At 69.1% G+C, this 17,063-nt stretch carries 12 protein-coding genes; 8 read left to right on the top strand and 4 right to left on the bottom strand.

The window, feature by feature from the left end; all coding sequences use genetic code 11:
* Window positions 1-44: 44 nt before the first annotated feature.
* Window positions 45-335, bottom strand: coding sequence for a 30S ribosomal protein S6 (gene rpsF / locus ACIPXC_RS05310; RefSeq protein ID WP_004950685.1), 291 nt, complete (start codon window positions 333-335; stop codon window positions 45-47).
* Between the two features lie 250 nt (window positions 336-585).
* On the opposite strand from rpsF, the gene ACIPXC_RS05305 reads away from it, so the two are divergent.
* The 3 genes from ACIPXC_RS05305 to ACIPXC_RS05295 all read left to right on the top strand — a co-directional run bounded on the left by ACIPXC_RS05305 (window position 586) and on the right by ACIPXC_RS05295 (window position 3,251).
* Complete coding sequence (locus ACIPXC_RS05305; RefSeq protein ID WP_401613714.1) at window positions 586-888, top strand: hypothetical protein; 303 nt, start codon at window positions 586-588, stop codon at window positions 886-888.
* A gap of 141 nt (window positions 889-1,029) precedes the next feature.
* On the top strand, window positions 1,030-2,148 hold the full coding sequence (locus tag ACIPXC_RS05300) for a peptidoglycan bridge formation glycyltransferase FemA/FemB family protein (protein ID WP_030956809.1): 1,119 nt from the start codon (window positions 1,030-1,032) through the stop codon (window positions 2,146-2,148).
* A gap of 71 nt (window positions 2,149-2,219) precedes the next feature.
* Window positions 2,220-3,251, top strand: coding sequence for an alanine racemase (locus ACIPXC_RS05295; protein ID WP_401613712.1), 1,032 nt, complete (start codon window positions 2,220-2,222; stop codon window positions 3,249-3,251).
* Between the two features lie 10 nt (window positions 3,252-3,261).
* On the opposite strand, the gene ACIPXC_RS05290 is transcribed toward ACIPXC_RS05295, so the two are convergent.
* Both ACIPXC_RS05290 and ACIPXC_RS05285 read right to left on the bottom strand, forming a co-directional pair.
* Window positions 3,262-4,722 carry a glycosyltransferase family 87 protein gene (locus ACIPXC_RS05290; protein ID WP_401613710.1) on the bottom strand — a complete coding sequence of 487 codons (1,461 nt, stop codon included), beginning with the start codon at window positions 4,720-4,722 and terminating at the stop codon, window positions 3,262-3,264.
* Between the two features lie 93 nt (window positions 4,723-4,815).
* Complete coding sequence (locus tag ACIPXC_RS05285) at window positions 4,816-7,383, bottom strand: transglycosylase domain-containing protein (RefSeq protein ID WP_401613709.1); 2,568 nt, start codon at window positions 7,381-7,383, stop codon at window positions 4,816-4,818.
* 275 nt (window positions 7,384-7,658) lie between these two features.
* Between ACIPXC_RS05285 and ACIPXC_RS05280 the strand changes: the two genes are divergently transcribed.
* The 3 genes from ACIPXC_RS05280 to ACIPXC_RS05270 all read left to right on the top strand — a co-directional run bounded on the left by ACIPXC_RS05280 (window position 7,659) and on the right by ACIPXC_RS05270 (window position 10,768).
* Window positions 7,659-8,261, top strand: a complete 603-nt coding sequence (locus tag ACIPXC_RS05280) for a helix-turn-helix transcriptional regulator (RefSeq protein ID WP_392576969.1) — start codon at window positions 7,659-7,661, stop codon at window positions 8,259-8,261.
* Window positions 8,262-8,310: 49 nt separating this feature from the next.
* Window positions 8,311-9,393, top strand: a complete 1,083-nt coding sequence (locus ACIPXC_RS05275) for an inositol-3-phosphate synthase (protein WP_401613706.1) — start codon at window positions 8,311-8,313, stop codon at window positions 9,391-9,393.
* A 106-nt stretch (window positions 9,394-9,499) separates the two neighbouring features.
* Window positions 9,500-10,768, top strand: coding sequence for an MFS transporter (locus tag ACIPXC_RS05270; protein WP_401613704.1), 1,269 nt, complete (start codon window positions 9,500-9,502; stop codon window positions 10,766-10,768).
* Window positions 10,769-10,836: 68 nt separating this feature from the next.
* Here the strand turns inward: ACIPXC_RS05270 and ACIPXC_RS05265 are convergent, their stop codons facing one another.
* Entirely contained in the window at window positions 10,837-12,303 is a 1,467-nt protein-coding gene (locus ACIPXC_RS05265; protein ID WP_401613702.1) for a CCA tRNA nucleotidyltransferase, read from the bottom strand.
* Window positions 12,304-12,489: 186 nt separating this feature from the next.
* On the opposite strand from ACIPXC_RS05265, the gene ACIPXC_RS05260 reads away from it, so the two are divergent.
* Both ACIPXC_RS05260 and murJ read left to right on the top strand, forming a co-directional pair.
* Window positions 12,490-14,754 carry a DUF6049 family protein gene (locus ACIPXC_RS05260; protein WP_401613700.1) on the top strand — a complete coding sequence of 755 codons (2,265 nt, stop codon included), beginning with the start codon at window positions 12,490-12,492 and terminating at the stop codon, window positions 14,752-14,754.
* Between the two features lie 46 nt (window positions 14,755-14,800).
* A complete protein-coding gene (gene murJ, locus ACIPXC_RS05255) occupies window positions 14,801-16,975 on the top strand; it encodes a murein biosynthesis integral membrane protein MurJ (protein WP_401613698.1) in 2,175 nt (724 codons plus the stop codon).
* The last annotated feature ends 88 nt before the right edge of the window (window positions 16,976-17,063 follow it).

The following is a 17,063-nucleotide window of genomic DNA, read 5'->3' as shown; positions in this document are numbered from 1 at the left end:
TGGGCTGCTGTGCTACTCGATCCCGATTACCGCTGAACCGAAGTTCAGTGGGTCTCGGGGCGAAGGACCTTGGTCCGGAGAACCGACTCGTTCAGGTTCATCTGTCGGTCAAGCTCCTTGACGACCGCAGGCTCGGCCTGGAGGTCGATGACCGAGTAGATGCCCTCGGGCTTCTTCTTGATCTCGTAAGCGAGACGACGACGGCCCCAGGTGTCGACCTTCTCGACCTTTCCGTTGCCCTCACGGACGACGGAGAGGAAGTTCTCGATCAGCGGGGAGACAGCGCGCTCCTCGAGATCGGGGTCGAGGATGACCATCACTTCGTAGTGACGCATGTGGAACCCACCTCCTTTGGACTCAGCGGCCACGGTCGTTCCGTGGCAGGAGGGTCGTGATGCGTGAGCACGGCGTCCACAGAGCAGACACCGCGCAGCTGTACAGACTACCCGCTCGCGTCCTTCCGGTTGAAATCCGGCAGGAGAGGGCCACAATCTGTATCCATCGGGTGTGCTCGGTGCTATGCCCCCGGCCCCCTGCCGGAGGAAGCCCGCAGCACCGCCAGCTTCAGCCAGGAGGTGCCTTCCGATGGCACAGGCAATGCGGCCCCCTCAGATCTCCCTGCTCTCCACCGACGGAAAGCCCCATCCGCTGCAGGACACCCTGATGGCGGTCACTCTGACCCTCGGCGTCGTGGCGTTCGTCACGGCCTTCTTCCACAACCTGCACCTGATCAGCTCGTGGGCCGGGCTGATCGGAATCCTGACCGGCGCGTACGGACAGTTCGTCTCCGTCACGACACGCGAGCGCTTCGTGCTGATCATCGGCCTTGGTGCATCTGCCATCGGCTTCTACCTCGGCATGTTCCACGGCGGCCTCTTCGGGGGCTGATCCCGCTGCCCGCGGCACCTCCTCGGCAGGGCGCCGGCCGGACTCCGGCCCAGGCCCACGGCCCGTCCCCCAGAAGGGTGGCGCCCCTGTCGCAGTAGGCTTCGCGCCATAGCCAGCGAAGCCGCCGAGGAGACGCCCCGCATGAGCCTGTCCCTGAGGACCATCAGCCGAGAGCAGCATCTGGGATACCTCCAGAGCCTGCCCTCGGCGAGCCACTGCCAGGTCCCGGCGTGGGCCGACGTGAAGAACGAGTGGCGTTCCGAGAACCTCGGTTGGTTCAACGAGTCCGACGAACTCGTCGGAGCCGCCCTCGTGCTGTACCGGCAGCTGCCCAAGGTGAAGCGCTACCTCGCGTACCTTCCCGAGGGCCCCGTCATCAACTGGTACGCCCCGAACCTGGAGGAGTGGCTCCAGCCGATGCTGGCCCACCTCAAGCAGCAGGGCGCCTTCACGGTGAAGATGGGTCCGCCCGTCGTCATCCGCCGCTGGAACTCGGCGGCGATCAAGGCCGGCATCCAGGACCCGAACGTCAAGCGCCTGCGCGACGTGGAAGCCTCGGTCATCGAGCCGCGCGCCTTCGAGGTGTCCGACAAGCTGCGCCGTATGGGCTGGCAGCAGGCCGAGGACGGCGGCGCCGGCTTCGGCGACGTCCAGCCTCGCTACGTCTTCCAGGTACCGCTCGCCAACCGCTCGCTGGACGACGTCCTCAAGGGCTTCAACCAGCTCTGGCGCCGCAACATCAAGAAGGCGGAGAAGGCCGGCGTCGAGGTCGTCCAGGGCGGCTACGACGACCTGCCCACCTGGCAGCACCTCTACGAGATCACGGCCGAGCGCGACAAGTTCCGCCCGCGCCCCCTCAGCTACTTCCAGCGCCAGTGGACGGCCCTCAACTCCGAGGACCCCAACCGGATGCGCCTGTACATCGCCACGCACGAGGGGGAGCCGCTGGCCGCCGCCACGATGCTCACCGTCGGCCAGCACGTCTGGTACTCGTACGGCGCCTCCGCCAACCACAAGCGTGAGGTCCGGCCCTCGAACGCGATGCAGTGGCGGATGCTGCGCGACGCGTACGCACTGGGTGCGAGCGTCTACGACCTGCGCGGAATCTCTGACACGCTGGACGAGAACGACCACCTGTTCGGTTTGATCCAGTTCAAGGTCGGTACCGGCGGCGAAGCCGTGGAGTACGTCGGCGAGTGGGACTTCCCGCTGAACAAGGTGCTGCACAAGGCGCTCGACATCTACATGTCGCGTCGCTGACCAGATCCACCCGCTTTCCCCACACAGTCCCGCTGCACCGCGCAGCTTCATCGGAGAGGTTCCGGACGGGCATGGCGCTCACGCTCTACGTCGACACCGCGCGCTGGCGTGCGCACCAGAAGCAGGTCCAGGACCAGTTCCCCGGGATGATCCCGGTCTGCAAGGGCAACGGCTACGGCTTCGGCCACGAGCGGCTGTGCGAGGAGGCGACCCGGATGGGCGCCGACGTGCTCGCGGTCGGCACGACGTACGAGGCCGCCAGCATCAAGGACTGGTTCGGCGGCGACCTGCTGGTCCTCACCCCGTTCCGCCGGGGTGAGGAGCCGGTGCCGCTGCCGGACCGGGTCATCCGTTCGGTGTCCTCGCTGGAGGGCGTCCGGAGCCTGGTCGGCGCCCGCGTGGTCATCGAGTGCATGAGCTCGATGCGCCGCCACGGCATCTCCGAGCAGGACCTGGGCCAGCTGCACGGCGCGATCGAGGACGTACGGCTGGAGGGCTTCGCCCTGCACCTGCCCCTGGACCGCCCGGACGGCTCGGACGCTGTGGAGGAGGTCATCGGCTGGATGGACCGGCTGCGCGCGGCCCGGCTGCCGCTGCACACCATGTTCGTCAGCCACCTGCGGGCCGAGGAGCTGGCACGGCTCCAGCAGCAGTTCCCCCAGACCCGCTTCCGGGCCCGCATCGGTACCCGGCTGTGGCTGGGCGACCACGAGGCGACCGAGTACCGCGGATCGGTCCTCGACGTCACCCGCGTGACCAAGGGGGACCGGTTCGGCTACCGCCAGCAGAAGGCCGCCTCGGACGGCTGGCTGGTCGTGGTCGCCGGGGGTACCTCGCACGGTGTCGGTCTGGAGGCCCCGAAGGCGCTGCACGGTGTGATGCCGCGCGCCAAGGGTGTCGCCCGGGCGGGCCTCGCCACCGTCAACAGGAACCTGTCGCCGTTCGTGTGGGCGGGCAAGCAGCGCTGGTTCGCCGAGCCGCCGCACATGCAGGTGTCCATCCTGTTCGTGCCGGCCGACGCGCCCGAGCCGAAGGTCGGCGACGAGCTGGTCGCCCACCTGCGCCACACGACCACGCAGTTCGACCGGATGCTCGACTCCTGAGCCGTGCCGGTCAGTTCCCGGGACCGGTGCCCCAGTCGACCCGCTGTCCCTGCGAGGGCGTCGCGTACCGCGGCGCCCTCGCTGCGTCGGACAGCACGAACACGTCCTCGGCGCCGTCCAGGACGCCGCCGGAGGGGTCGTCCGAGCCGTCCCGGCGTACGACGTCGTGCTCCGGGAGCAGGATGTCGCGGACGACGACGGCGCACAGGTACAGCGTGGCCAGCAGGTGGGCGGCGATCGCGAGCTGGTAGCCCTCCACGGGCAGCCCCTGGTGCTTGTCCCCGCTGTTGATGTAGGCGAGGTAGAACCAGATGCCGAGGAAGTAGACGACCTCGCCGGCCTGCCAGATCAGGAAGTCCCGCCAGCGCGGCCGGGCCAGCGCGGCGAGCGGGATCAGCCACAGCACGTACTGCGGTGAGTAGACCTTGTTGCAGAGGATGAAGGCCGCGACGACCAGGAAGGCCAGCTGGGCGAAGCGGGGGCGGCGGGGGGCGGTCAGGGTGAGCAGTCCGATGGCCCCGCACAGCAGGAGCGTCAGCCCGGTCGCGTAGGTGTTGGCGTCGTGCAGGGGGTTGCCCGAGCGCTGGGAGATCAGCAGCCATACGGAGCCGAAGTCGATGGGCCGCTCCTGGCTGAAGGTGTAGAACTTCGTCCAGCCCTCCCAGGCGAACAGCATGACGGGCAGGTTCGCCACGAGCCAGGCACCGGCCGCGCCCAGGGCCGCCCCGCCGAAGGCACGCCACCGGCCGGCCCGCCAGCACAGGACGAACAGGACCCCGAGGAGCAGGACGGGGTAGAGCTTCGCGGCGGTCGCCAGACCGATGAAGACGCCGAAGAGGACCGTCCGTCCCCGGGACCACATGAGCATCCCGGCCGCGGTCAGGGCGATGGCCAGCAGGTCCCAGTTGATCGTCGCCGTGAGGGCGAAGGCGGGCGCGAGGGCGAAGAGCAGGGCGTCCCAGGGCCGGCGGCGGTGGGTGCGGGCGACGCACACGGCGATGACCGCGGTGCAGGCCATCAGCATGCCCGCGTTGACCATCCAGTACATCTGCTCGCGGTGCTGCATGGAGCCGCTGCCGGGGGTCAGCCAGGAGGCGATCTCCATGAAGAGACCGGTGAGCACCGGGTACTCCAGGTACTCCATGTCGCCGGGGATCCGGTCGAAGTAGGGCGTGAGGTTGTCGGCGAAGCCGCGGACCGCGTACAGGTGCGGGATGTCGGAGTAGCACGCGTGGGTGTACTGCGAGGTCGCGCCCTGGAACCACGCCCAGTTGTAGCAGGGCAGCTTCTGCACCATGCCGAGCGCGAACATGCCGATGGCGATGAGGGCCACGACGCGCACCGGTCCCAGCCAGTTGCCGCCGAGGCGGGCGTAGCGGCCGATCGGGCCGCCGATGAGTTCGCTGCCGGCTGCGGCGACCTCGTCCTGCTGCGTGGGCCGTACGGGGCGGTCCTCGTGCACCTTCGTCATGGGGGTCATCCTGCCGTACGGGGCCCGGCACGGGGGAAGGCCGCCGCACGACGGGTGCGACGGCCTTCCTCGGTCCACGGGGCGGTGGGTGGATCAGTCCTGCGTGCTGGTGGTGGTGCCGGACCCTCCGGTCAGGCCGCCCGGGCGGCCCGGTCGGCCGCTGGGCGACGGGGACGGCGATCCGCTGGGGCCGCCGATGATCCCGCTCGTGGTGCCGCTGTCCGTGCCTCCGTCGGTGGTCCCGCGCGTGGTGTCCGGGTCGCAGTACAGCTCCCACGGCTTGCACGGCCTGCCGCCCTTGGACGGCGACGGGGACGGGGGCGGGCTGCTCGGCGGGAGCGAGGACGGGGACTGGGACGGCGTCACGGGCGCCGCGGGCATGGGGGAGGGGGCGCCGGCCGAGTCGGCCGTGACACCGATGTCCTCGGCCTCCGGGAAGTCCTTGACCGGGGCGCCCTTGAGGGCCTCGCCCATGTACTCGGTCCAGATCTCGGCCGGGATGTCACCGCCGTGGAGGGAGGGGATGTCGCCCACGCCCTTCATGGAGATCAGCTTCTTGTCGGCCGAGTTGGGGTTGGTGCGGAAGAGGACCACGGAGGTGGACAGTTCCGGGGTGTAGCCGACGAACCACGCCGACTTGTTCTCGTCCGTGGTGCCGGTCTTGCCCGCGGCGGGCCGGCCCAGCTTCTTGGCCTTCTTGCCGGTGCCGTTCTCGATGACGTTCTCCAGCACCTTCGTGACGTTGTCCGCGACCGCGTTGTCCATGGCCCGCTGGTCCTTGGGGGCCTCGAAGCCGGACAGCTTCTCGCCGTTCTTCTCGACCGCGGTCACGGAGTACGGCTCGCGGTGCATGCCCGAGGCGGCGAAGGTCGCGTAGGAGTCGGCCATGCGGATGGCGCTGGGGGTGGAGGTGCCCAGGGCGAAGGAGGCGTCGTTGTTGGGGTTGATCGACTCCTCGAGGATGCCCGTGGCCTTCGCCACGTTCTTGACCTTGTCGTGGCCGACGTCGAAGACGAGCTGGGCGAACGGGACGTTGATGGACTTCTCCATCGCCTCGTTGAGGGTGACGTACCCGAAGGCGGTCGGGCTCTCGTTCTTCTGCCGGAACGGGTTGCCCGAGGAGTCGCGCAGCGGCTTGCCCTCACGGTTGTTGATCACCGTGAGGTCGTTCGCCTGGTACTTGCTGTCGACCGAGATGCCCTTGCCGTTGGAGTTCTGGGTGCCGTACTCCATGGCCGCCGCCAGCACGTACGGCTTCCAGGTCGAGCCGACCGGGACGCCGCTGGTGTTGGCGTTGTTGCTGAAGTACTTCTTGTCCCAGCCCGGGCCGCCGTACAGGGCCACGAGCGCGCCGGTCTTCACGTCCACGGAGGCGGCGCCGAACTGTACGAAGGTGTCGGTGTCGGGGCGCTTCTGCTCGTCGATCAGTCCGGCGCGGATGTCCTCGACCGCCTTCACCATGGCGTCCACCTTGGGCTTCTCGAAGGTGGTCTTGATCCGGTAGCCGCCCATGGCCATCTGCTCGACGGTGATTCCCTTGGTCTTCATCACGTACGCCTTGGCGGTGTCGACCAGGTAGCCGATCTGGCCGGTCATGCCGCGGGCCTGCTCCGACTCGACGCGCGCCGGGAACTCGGTGTGCTTCGCCCGCTCCGCCGGGTCCATGCGGCCCACCTCGACCTCGCGGTCCAGCACCCAGGCCCAGCGCTCACGGGCCCGGGCGTCGTTGAGCTCGGGGGTGGCGGCGGCGCCGATGCCGCCGTCCGGGTTGTAGAGGTTGGGGCCCTTGAGCACGGCGGCGAGGAACGCGCACTCGGAGGGGTTCAGGTCCTGGCTGTCCTTGCCGAAGTAGGCGCGGGCCGCGGCCTGGATGCCGTAGGCGTCCCGTCCGTAGTAGGCGGTGTTGAGGTATCCCGCGAGGACCGTGTCCTTCTCCTCGGAGACGCCCAGCCTTATCGCGATGAAGAGCTCGGTGACCTTCCGCTTGAGCGTCTGGTCGGAGTTCAGGTACGTGTTCTTCACGTACTGCTGGGTGATGGTCGAGCCGCCCTGGGTGGAACCGCCCGTGCCCATGTTCCACACGGCGCGGGCGATGCCCATCGGGTCCACGCCCTTGTCGGTCTCGAAGGATTCGTTCTCCGCCGCGATCACGGCGTCCCTCATCGACACGGGGATGCTCGAGATGGGGACGATCTGCCGGTTCATCGAACCGCCCGTCGCCACCATCTGGCTGCCGTCGGCCCAGTAGAAGACGTTGTTCTGCGCCTTGGCCGCCTTGTTCGGGTCGGGCGTGCTGACCATGGCGATGCCGATTCCGGTACCGGCGACGATGACCGCGAAGAAGCCCAGCGCGGTGCCGGAGACCAGCTTCCAGGAGGGCAGGAAGCGCTTCCAGCCGTCCCGGTCGGACCGCGGATAGTTGATCAGCCGCTGGTCCGGGCGGCCGGCGCCTCCTCTGCCACGGCCCGAGGATCCTCTCTGCGCGGCCCGGCGGGCATCGGCGCGACCGCCCCGGGCGGGCTGCTGTGCGTAGGGGCCGCTGTGTGACGCGGTGGGGACGTCACGTCCGGCACCCCTGCTGGGGCGCGGCTGGGCGGCACGGCGGGCGGAGGCCCGCCCTCCGCCCTGGGGCTGCGGCGGTTTGCGGCGGTGCTCGCTCATCGAACGACTACTCCTCGGGCAGGCGAGTGGCCTGGAAGCGGCAGTTGAATTCCGGTTCCCCCCGGTGTCATGGCGCACAGACTACGCACGCTCAAAACCCAACCAGTGCCGAAGTTCACCCCAAATCAGGCAACCTGCCTGGTGCGAATCGGTGATGTGATGCCGGTCACCATGTCTCCCCTTGTCGATGAAGGCAGCCCGTTCTATCGTCTGGATGTATCGAGTCGATACATCAGCTCGACATAAAGACTCAGGGGTGGAGGAGAGGCAGGCGGATGAGCAGACGCTCCGGCATCCTCGAGTTCGCCGTCCTCGGACTGCTCCGCGAATCCCCCATGCACGGCTACGAGCTGCGCAAGCGGCTCAACACCTCGCTGGGAGTGTTCAGGGCCTTCAGCTACGGGACGCTCTACCCCTGCCTCAAGACGCTCGTCGCCAACGGCTGGTTGATCGAAGAACCGGGCAACGCCCCGGAAGACGCTCTCTCCGCTTCACTCGCAGGGCGCCGCGCCAAGATCGTCTACCGGTTGACGGCCGCGGGCAAGGAGCGCTTCGAGGAGCTCCTCTCCCACACGGGCCCCGAGACCTGGGAGGACGAGTCCTTCGCCGCCCGCTTCGCCTTCTTCGGCCAAACCGAACGAGACGTACGCATGCGGGTACTGGAGGGCCGCCGCAGCCGGCTGGAGGAGCGCCTGGAGAAGATGCGCGCCTCCCTCGCCCGGACACGGGAGCGCCTCGACGACTACACGCTTGAGCTGCAGCGGCACGGCATGGAGTCCGTGGAGCGCGAAGTGCGCTGGCTGAACGAGCTCATCGAGAGTGAGCGGGCGGGACGGGATCGGCGACGATCAGGCCCGTCCGACGAAACCGAAAAATGAGGACTGCATCTTGCAGACCTCGTCCGAGAACAAACAGGGAGCAACCGGAATGGGTTCGGTTCGCGTAGCCATCGTCGGCGTGGGCAACTGCGCCGCCTCGCTGGTGCAGGGCGTCGAGTACTACAAGGACGCCGACCCGGCGTCCAAGGTCCCCGGGCTGATGCACGTCCAGTTCGGCGACTACCACGTGCGTGACATCGAGTTCGTCGCCGCGTTCGACGTCGACGCGAAGAAGGTCGGCCTCGACCTTTCGGACGCCATCGGCGCCAGCGAGAACAACACCATCAAGATCTGCGACGTCCCGAACGCCGGTGTGACCGTTCAGCGCGGCCACACCTACGACGGTCTGGGCAAGTACTACCGCCAGACGATCGAGGAGTCCGCCGAGGCCCCGGTCGACGTCGTCCAGGTCCTCAAGGACCGTGAGGTCGACGTCCTGATCTGCTACCTGCCGGTCGGCTCCGAGGACGCGGCGAAGTTCTACGCGCAGTGCGCCATCGACGCCAAGGTCGCCTTCGTCAACGCCCTCCCGGTCTTCATCGCCGGCACCAAGGAGTGGGCCGACAAGTTCACCGAGGCCGGTGTCCCGATCGTCGGCGACGACATCAAGTCCCAGGTCGGCGCCACCATCACGCACCGCGTGATGGCGAAGCTGTTCGAGGACCGCGGTGTCCGTCTTGAGCGCACCATGCAGCTCAACGTCGGCGGCAACATGGACTTCAAGAACATGCTCGAGCGCGACCGCCTCGAGTCGAAGAAGATCTCCAAGACGCAGGCCGTCACCTCGCAGATCCCCGACCGCGAGCTGGGCGACAAGAACGTCCACATCGGCCCGTCCGACTACGTGGCGTGGCTCGACGACCGCAAGTGGGCCTACGTCCGCCTCGAGGGCCGCGCCTTCGGCGACGTCCCGCTGAACCTCGAGTACAAGCTCGAGGTGTGGGACTCCCCGAACTCCGCCGGTGTCATCATCGACGCCCTGCGCGCCGCGAAGATCGCCAAGGACCGCGGCATCGGCGGCCCGATCCTGTCGGCGTCCAGCTACTTCATGAAGTCCCCGCCGGTCCAGTACTTCGACGACGAGGCCCTGGCCAACGTCGAGAAGTTCATCAAGGGCGAGGTCGAGCGCTAGTCGAAGCCCCGGGAGTCCTGTCGACACCTGGACTTCGGTTGTTCTTCCGCGGAGGGTCCCCGGGCAATGTGCCCGGGGACCCTCCGCGTATGTGACCCTTTCCCTCATGCCTGTCGTACGTGATCTGCGCGTACTCCTGCGCCTGAGGGACTTCCGCAACCTGCTCGCCGTACGGCTGCTCTCCCAGGCGGCGGACGGCGTGTACCAGGTCGCGCTCGCCACCTATGTCGTTTTCTCCCCCGAGAAGCAGACCTCGCCCGCGGCCATCGCCTCGGCCATGGCGGTCCTGCTGCTCCCCTACTCGGTGATCGGCCCCTTCGCCGGGGTGCTGCTCGACCGCTGGCGCCGCCGCCAGGTCTTCCTCTACGGCAATCTGCTTCGGGCCTTCCTCGCCTGCATCACCGCGGTGCTGATCGTCGCCCATGTTCCCGACTGGCTGTTCTACGCCTCGGCCCTGTCCGTCACCGCGGTGAACCGCTTCGTACTGGCCGGGCTGGCCGCCTCGCTGCCCCACGTCGTCGGAGCCGATCAGCTGGTCACCGCGAACGCGCTGTCCCCCACCGCGGGGACCCTCGCGGCCGTGGCCGGCGGAGGACTGGCCTTCCTCGTCCGGCTGCTCGCGTCCGGCTCCAACGCCCTCGTCGTACTGCTGGGGGCCTGTCTCTATCTGTGTGCGGCCCTGGTCTCCCTGCGGCTGGCCATCGGGCTGCTCGGTCCCGACCACTCCGCGGGGCAGGCCCACCCCTCGGTCGCCGAAGGCATCGCCCTCACCGTACGGGGCATGACCGAAGGCCTCCGCCACCTCGCCGCCCGGCGCCGGGCGGCCTGGGCGCTCACCGCGATGACCATGATGAGGTTCTGCTACGGGGCCCTGTTCGTCATGCTGCTGATGCTCTGCCGCTACGCCTGGTCGGACAACGAGGCCGAGGGGCTCGCCCTCCTGGGCATCGCGGTAGGCACCTCCGGAGCGGGATTCTTCGCAGCCGCCGTCGTGACCCCGTGGCTGGTGGGGCGGCTGGGCACCCTCGGCTGGATCACCGCCTGCGCCGCGGGCTCCGCCGTCCTGGTGCCGGCCCTCGGCCTGTTCTTCGCCCCGGGTCCGATGCTGGTCGCCGCGTTCGTCCTGGGCCTCGCCACCCAGGGCGCCAAGATCTCCACCGACACCGAGCTGCAGTCCCGGGTCGACGACGACTACCGGGGCCGGGTGTTCTCCGTCTACGACGTGCTGTTCAACGTCGCCTTCGTGGGGGCGGCGGCGGTGGCCGCCCTCATGCTCCCCGCGGACGGACAGTCCGTGGTCCTGCTCGCCTGCGTGTCCGTCCTCTACGCCCTGACCGCGGTGCTCCTCGGCCGACGCAGCCGACGTTTCACGTGAAACATCGCCGATGACCGGACCGCCGGCGCCGATGTTTCACGTGAAACATCGGCGCCGGCGCCCACGGGTCAGTCCTGGGCCGCCCACCACTCCTTGAGGGCTGCGACGGCGGCGTCATGCTCCATCGGGCCGTTCTCCAGCCGCATCTCCAGCAGGAAGGCGTAGGCCTTGCCGATCACCGGCCCCGGACCCACGTCCAGGACGCGCATGATCTCGTTGCCGTCCAGGTCGGGCCGGATCGCGTCCAGCTCTTCCTGTTCCTGGAGCTGCGCGATCCGCTCCTCCAGTCCGTCGTAGGTGCGGGACAGCGCGTTGGCCTTGCGCTTGTTGCGCGTGGTGCAGTCGGACCGGGTCAGCTTGTGGAGGCGGTCCAGCAGCGGACCGGCGTCACGGACGTAGCGCCGCACCGCGGAGTCCGTCCACTCCCCGTCTCCGTAGCCGTGGAAGCGCAGGTGCAGCTCGACCAGCCGGGACACGTCCTTGATCATCTCGTTGGAGTACTTCAGCGCGGTCAGTCGCTTCTTGGTCATCTTCGCGCCCACCACCTCGTGGTGGTGGAAGGAGACCCGGCCGTCACTCTCGAAGCGTCGGGTGCGGGGCTTGCCGATGTCGTGCAGCAGGGCGGCGAGCCGCAGCACGAGGTCCGGGCCGTCCTCCTCCAGCGCGATCGCCTGCTCCAGCACGATCAGCGAGTGGTCGTAGACATCCTTGTGCCGGTGGTGCTCATCACTTTCCAGCCGCAGAGCGGGGAGCTCGGGCAGCACCCGGTCGGCCAGCCCGGTGTCCACCAGCAGTCCCAGACCCCGGCGCGGGTTGGCGGAGAGGATCAGCTTGTTCAGCTCGCCCTGGACCCGCTCGGCCGAGACGATCTCGATCCGGTCGGACATCGCCTTCATCGCGGCCACCACCTCCGGGGCGACCTCGAAGTCCAGCTGCGCCGAGAAGCGCGCCGCCCGCAGCATGCGCAGGGGATCGTCGGAGAAGGAGTCCTCAGGGGTTCCCGGGGTGCGCAGCACTCCCGCGGCCAGGTCGTCCAGGCCACCGTGCGGGTCGATGAACTCCTGCTCGGGCAGCGCCAGGGCCATCGCGTTGACCGTGAAGTCACGGCGCACGAGGTCCTCGTCGATCGAGTCGCCGTAGGAGACCTCCGGCTTGCGCGACGTGCGGTCGTAGGCCTCCGAACGGTACGTGGTCACCTCGATCTGGAAGGTCCGCACGACGCCTGCGACGCGCGCGTTCTTCTGGGCCCCGACGGTGCCGAAGGCGATGCCGACGTCCCATACCGAGTCGGCCCACGGCCGGACGATCTTCAGAACGTCCTCGGGGCGGGCGTCGGTCGTGAAGTCGAGATCGTTGCCGAGACGCCCGAGCAGCGCATCGCGGACGGACCCGCCGACCAGGGCGAGGCGGAAGCCCGCCTCCTGGAACCGGCGGCCGAGCTCGTCGGCGACAGGAGCGACCCGCAGCAGTTCACTGACCGCGCGGCGCTGCACCTGACTCAGGGCACTGGGATTGTCTTCGTTGGCGTTCGGCACAACAGAAAAGGGTACGTGCCCGGCCCACCCGGGACCGCCCCGTTTATCGGCGACCCCGGTCCCCGGCCACCGCGGAGCTGTGCCGATCATGTGGAGCAAGGGGCGGCACTCGCACACAGCGCACCTCGTTACCATTCGTGGACACACGAAAGACGACCACTGACACTTCTAGGGACGGGCTAGCGCGTGGCCGAGGCGGCAGACATCCAAGGGGCCTCCCCCGCCCCTGTCCGGCGCCGATGGCTGCGGCGCGCGATCGTCCTGGTCGCCGGGACCCCCGTGCTGGCCGCCCTCGTCTACGCCCCCGCCCCGCAGGCCGAGGCCGCACAGGCCTCCTCCGTCGACGTCCAGCTGGTCTCCATGGCCCCGAGTGCCCCTGTGAAGGGCGACACCCTCACCATCCAGGGCACCGTGGTCAACACCGGCTCAGAGAAGATCACCGACGCCCATGTCGGGCTGCGGGTCGGACCCGCGCTCACGGACCGGTCGTCCATCGACGAGACGGCGGACCGCAACGGCTTCCGGGCCGGCGCCGACCCCGGCGAGATCGACTCGGCCTACGCCGTGAAGATCGCCTCCCTGCCGTCGAAGGTCACCCAGAACTTCACCCTCACCGTCCCGGTGAACAAGCTCGAGCTCGACAAGGACGGCGTCTACCAGCTCGGTGTCTCCCTGTCCGGGGTGACCGAAAGCCGGCCGTCCGAGCAGGTGCTGGGCATCAAGCGGACCTTCCTGCCGTGGCAGCCCGAGACCGCCGCCAAGCGCGCGCAGCTCACCTACGTGTGGCCGCTGATCTCCACCACGCGTGTCACGGCCGAGACCGGCTCGGACGAACTCCAGACACCCGTCTTCCTCGACGACTCCCTCTCCGAGGAGATCAAGCCCGGCGGCCGCCTGGACCAGATGGTCACGCTCGGCAAGGATCTGCCGGTCACCTGGGTCATCGATCCCGACCTGCTCTACACGGTCGACGCGATGACCAAGGGCTACCGGGTCCGCACAGCCAACGGGAAGTCCGTCCAGGGCAAGAACAAGGCCGTCGCCGAACAGTGGCTGAACTCACTGGAGGCGGCCGTCCAGGGCAAGAAGGTCGTCGCCCTGCCCTTCGCCGATCCCGACCTCGCCTCCCTGGCACACCACGGCAAGGACGTCTCGGGCACTCTGGGACAGCTGCGCCCGGCCACCGACAAGGCCAAGGCCGCCGTCCAGACCGTCCTGCACGTCCCCGCGTCCACCGACTTCTCCTGGCCCGTGAACGGCGCCATCGACCCGGCCATCGTCAACGTGGCCACCTCGGCCGGCGCCCACAACGTCCTGACCCGCAGCGACAGCCTCGTGGAGAGCGGCGCCCTCGGCTACACCCCGTCGGCCGCCCGCCCCATCGGGGCCGGCACCACCGCCGTCGTGGCGGACGCCGAGCTGTCCACCGCGTTCGAGGGCGACATGCTGAGCGCCGGCGGTTCCACGCTCGCCGTGCAGCGGTTCCTCGCCCACAGCCTCGCCCTGAACCTGCAGAAGACCGACGAGCAGCGCAGCTTCGTCGTGGCCCCGCAGCGGACGCCGACCGTCAGCCAGGCGCAGACGATGGCCGCCGCCGTGCGCGGCCTCCAGGGGGGCCGCTGGACGCAGCCGGCGGACCTCGAAGCGGCCGCCGCCGCCAAGCCCGACCCCGGCGCGGCCACGCAGGTGCCGGGCGCCGGCCAGTACCCGCAGGACTTGCGCAAGCAGGAGCTGCCGGTATCGGCCTTCGAGAAGATCCGCACCACCCAGAACACGCTCGATCATTTCAAGGTGATCCTCACCGCACCCGACCGCGTGGAGATCCCCTTCGGCAACACCGTCAACCGGGAGATGTCGACCTCCTGGCGAGGACGTCCCGACGAGGCGCGCCTCTACCGGGACCAGGTGCAGGAGTACCTGATCGGTCTCACCGAGAAGGTCAAGGTCATCCCCAAGTCCGACGCCACCCTGTCCGGACACAGCGCCACCATTCCGGTCAGCGTCCAGAACAGCCTCGTGCAGGACGTGCACGACCTGGTCCTGCGGGTGAAGTCCGCCAACCCGTCCCGCCTGATGTTCGGCGAGAGCGGCCAGGCGGAGCAGCAGGTCACCGTGCAGGGCGACCACACCCAGACGGTGAAGTTCCCGGCCAACGCCACCGCGAGCGGACCCGTCGAGGTCACCGCGCAGCTCTTCACCAAGGACGGCATCCCCTACGGCAAGGAACGCCGGTTCACCGTGGAGGCCACCGAGATCACCCCCACCGTGATGCTCGTGATCGCCGGCGGTGTTCTCCTCCTGGTCCTGGCAGGCATCAAGATGTACGCCAGTCGCAAGCGTGTCGCGGCCCGCGCCGCCGCCGAGGAGAGCACGCAGCCGAGTGACGAGTCCCCGGACACCGAACCGCAAAGCACCGAGGGGTCCGGCACGAGTGAGACAGTGGACCGTTGAGCGATGCCGTGGCCGGTCGGCCTGGGGACGATGAGGTGGGGTTTCGATGAACGCGCCGTACGACGGTGACCGCGCGCAGGGCACTGGCGGGCCTGCGCCCTCCCAGGGCACTGCTCCGGGCGCCCCGGTGCCCGGGCAGGTTCCCGTGCCTGCGCCCGCGCCGGACCGCGACCCGTATGTCCAGGATGCCTACGACTACGACCCGTACCGGTCCCAGGACCTCTCCGCCCAGGACCCCGTCGGCGAGGTCCTCTACGACCGGGCCGCGCACCCGCCTCCGCCGCCCGGCACCTTCCAGGAACCCGGTCCGCTCTACGCGGCCCCGGCCGCCCCCGTGTACTCCCCCGACCCGCGCGTCTGGGCCCAGACCCCGCCGCCGGAGCCGGACGGCCCCTCCCGGCACCTGCCGTACGGCGACCGTGCCGCCACCACCGAGTTCGTGGGCGTGGACTCCCTCGTCACACGGGCCTCGGAGGAGCAGCCCGAACCGGATGCCTTCGCCCACCTCTACCGGGACCAGGAGGCGGCGCCCCGTACCCCCACCGAGGACGCCCCCGTCGCGGCACCGGCTCCGAGCAAGCCGGCCGGCCGCGCCGCGAGCCTGCTGAAGTCCAGCGCGCTCATGGCCGCCGGCACGATCGTCTCCCGCATCACCGGCTTCCTGAGAACCCTGGTCATCGCCGCGGCGATCGGCGTCGGCACCTTCAACGACACGTACCAGATCGCCAACACGCTGCCCACGATGATCTACGTGCTGGTCGGCGGCGGCGCCCTCAACGCGGTCTTCATCCCGCAGCTGGTCCGCGCGATGAAGAACGACGACGACGGGGGAGAGGCGTACGCCAACCGGCTGCTGACCCTCGTCGTGGTGCTACTGGCCGGCATCACCACCATCTGCGTCCTGGCCGCACCGGTGTTCATCACGATGATGTCCCCGAAGATCGCCTCCGACCCGCAGCAGATGGACGTGGCCGTCGCCTTCGCGCGCTACTGCCTGCCCACCATGTTCTTCATGGGCGTCCACGTGGTGCTCGGTCAGATCCTGAACGCCCGCGGCCGGTTCGGCGCGATGATGTGGACCCCGGTCCTCAACAACATCGTGGTCATCGCCACCTTCGGCGCCTTCATCTGGGCCTTCGGCGGCTTCACGACCTCCGGCGTCAACGCCACCACGGTCACCCCGGAAGGCGTCCGTCTGCTGGGGCTGGGCACCCTGCTCGGCCTGACCGTCCAGGCCCTCGCGATGCTCCCGTACCTGCGCGACGCCGGCTTCACGCCGCGCCTGCGCTTCGACTGGAAGGGCCACGGCCTCGGCAAGGCCGCCCGCCTGGCCAAGTGGACGTTCTTCTTCGTCCTCGCCAACCAGGTAGGCCTCGTCATCGTCACCCAGCTCGCCACCTGGGCCGGTTCGGTCGCCGAGAAGCAGGGCCACCCCGGCACCGGTATCACGGCCTACAACTACGCACTGCTGCTGTGGCAGATGCCGCAGGCGATCATCACCGTCTCCGTCATGACGGCCGTCCTGCCCCGCATCTCCCGCTCCGCGCACGACGGGGACGCCGCCGCGGTCCGCGACGACATCTCCTACGGCCTGCGCACGTCGGCCGTCGCGATCGTGCCCTGTGCCTTCGCGTTCCTCGCGCTCGGCATCCCGATGGCGACCCTGCTGTACGCGGGCTCCGGCGCCGGCGCCCAGAACATCGGCTACGTCCTGATGGCCTTCGGCCTCGGACTGATCCCGTACTCCGTGCAGTACGTCGTCCTGCGCGGCTTCTACGCCTACGAGGACACCCGGACGCCCTTCTACAACACCGTCATCGTCGCCGCCGTCAACGCTGCGGGCTCGGCGATCTCCTTCTTCGTCCTCCCCGCCCGCTGGGCCGTCGTCGGCATGGCCGCCTCCTACGGTCTCGGATACGCCGTGGGCGTCGGGGTGGCCTGGCGCCGCCTGCGCAGCAGGCTCGGCGGCGACCTCGACGGAGCCCATGTGATGCGGACCTACGCCCGTCTCACCGGGGCCTGCGTCCCGGCGGCCGTCGTGGCCGGCGCGGCCGCCTACGGGGTCACCCAGTGGCTCGGCAGTGGCGTTCTCGGCTCCGCCACGGCCCTGGTCGCCGGCGGAATCGCCCTGGCCGCCGTCTTCCTCATCGCCGCCAAGCGGATGCGGATCGAAGAGCTCAACGCGATGGTCGGAATGGTCCGCGGACGTTTGGGGCGCTGATGCGCACAACCGTCGCCCCCTTTCGTGTGTCGTGCATAGCGTCGGACTGTGGGCACAATTGGCATGGCTTCGCAGACTGGCCTACAGC

This window comes from Streptomyces sp. NPDC090021 (assembly GCF_044748225.1).
In the GTDB taxonomy this organism is placed as follows: Bacteria; Actinomycetota; Actinomycetes; order Streptomycetales; family Streptomycetaceae; genus Streptomyces.
This window is presented reverse-complemented; position numbering and strand designations above follow the sequence as displayed.

Coding starts and splice junctions, on each gene's coding strand:
- ACIPXC_RS05280 (WP_392576969.1), top strand. CDS start 7,659: ATGAGCAGACGCTCCGGCATCCTCGAGTTCGCCGTCCTCGGACTGCTC.
- ACIPXC_RS05300 (WP_030956809.1), top strand. CDS start 1,030: ATGAGCCTGTCCCTGAGGACCATCAGCCGAGAGCAGCATCTGGGATAC.
- ACIPXC_RS05270 (WP_401613704.1), top strand. CDS start 9,500: ATGCCTGTCGTACGTGATCTGCGCGTACTCCTGCGCCTGAGGGACTTC.
- murJ (WP_401613698.1), top strand. CDS start 14,801: ATGAACGCGCCGTACGACGGTGACCGCGCGCAGGGCACTGGCGGGCCT.
- ACIPXC_RS05275 (WP_401613706.1), top strand. CDS start 8,311: ATGGGTTCGGTTCGCGTAGCCATCGTCGGCGTGGGCAACTGCGCCGCC.
- rpsF (WP_004950685.1), bottom strand. CDS start 335: ATGCGTCACTACGAAGTGATGGTCATCCTCGACCCCGATCTCGAGGAG.
- ACIPXC_RS05290 (WP_401613710.1), bottom strand. CDS start 4,722: ATGACGAAGGTGCACGAGGACCGCCCCGTACGGCCCACGCAGCAGGAC.
- ACIPXC_RS05295 (WP_401613712.1), top strand. CDS start 2,220: ATGGCGCTCACGCTCTACGTCGACACCGCGCGCTGGCGTGCGCACCAG.
- ACIPXC_RS05285 (WP_401613709.1), bottom strand. CDS start 7,383: ATGAGCGAGCACCGCCGCAAACCGCCGCAGCCCCAGGGCGGAGGGCGG.
- ACIPXC_RS05305 (WP_401613714.1), top strand. CDS start 586: ATGGCACAGGCAATGCGGCCCCCTCAGATCTCCCTGCTCTCCACCGAC.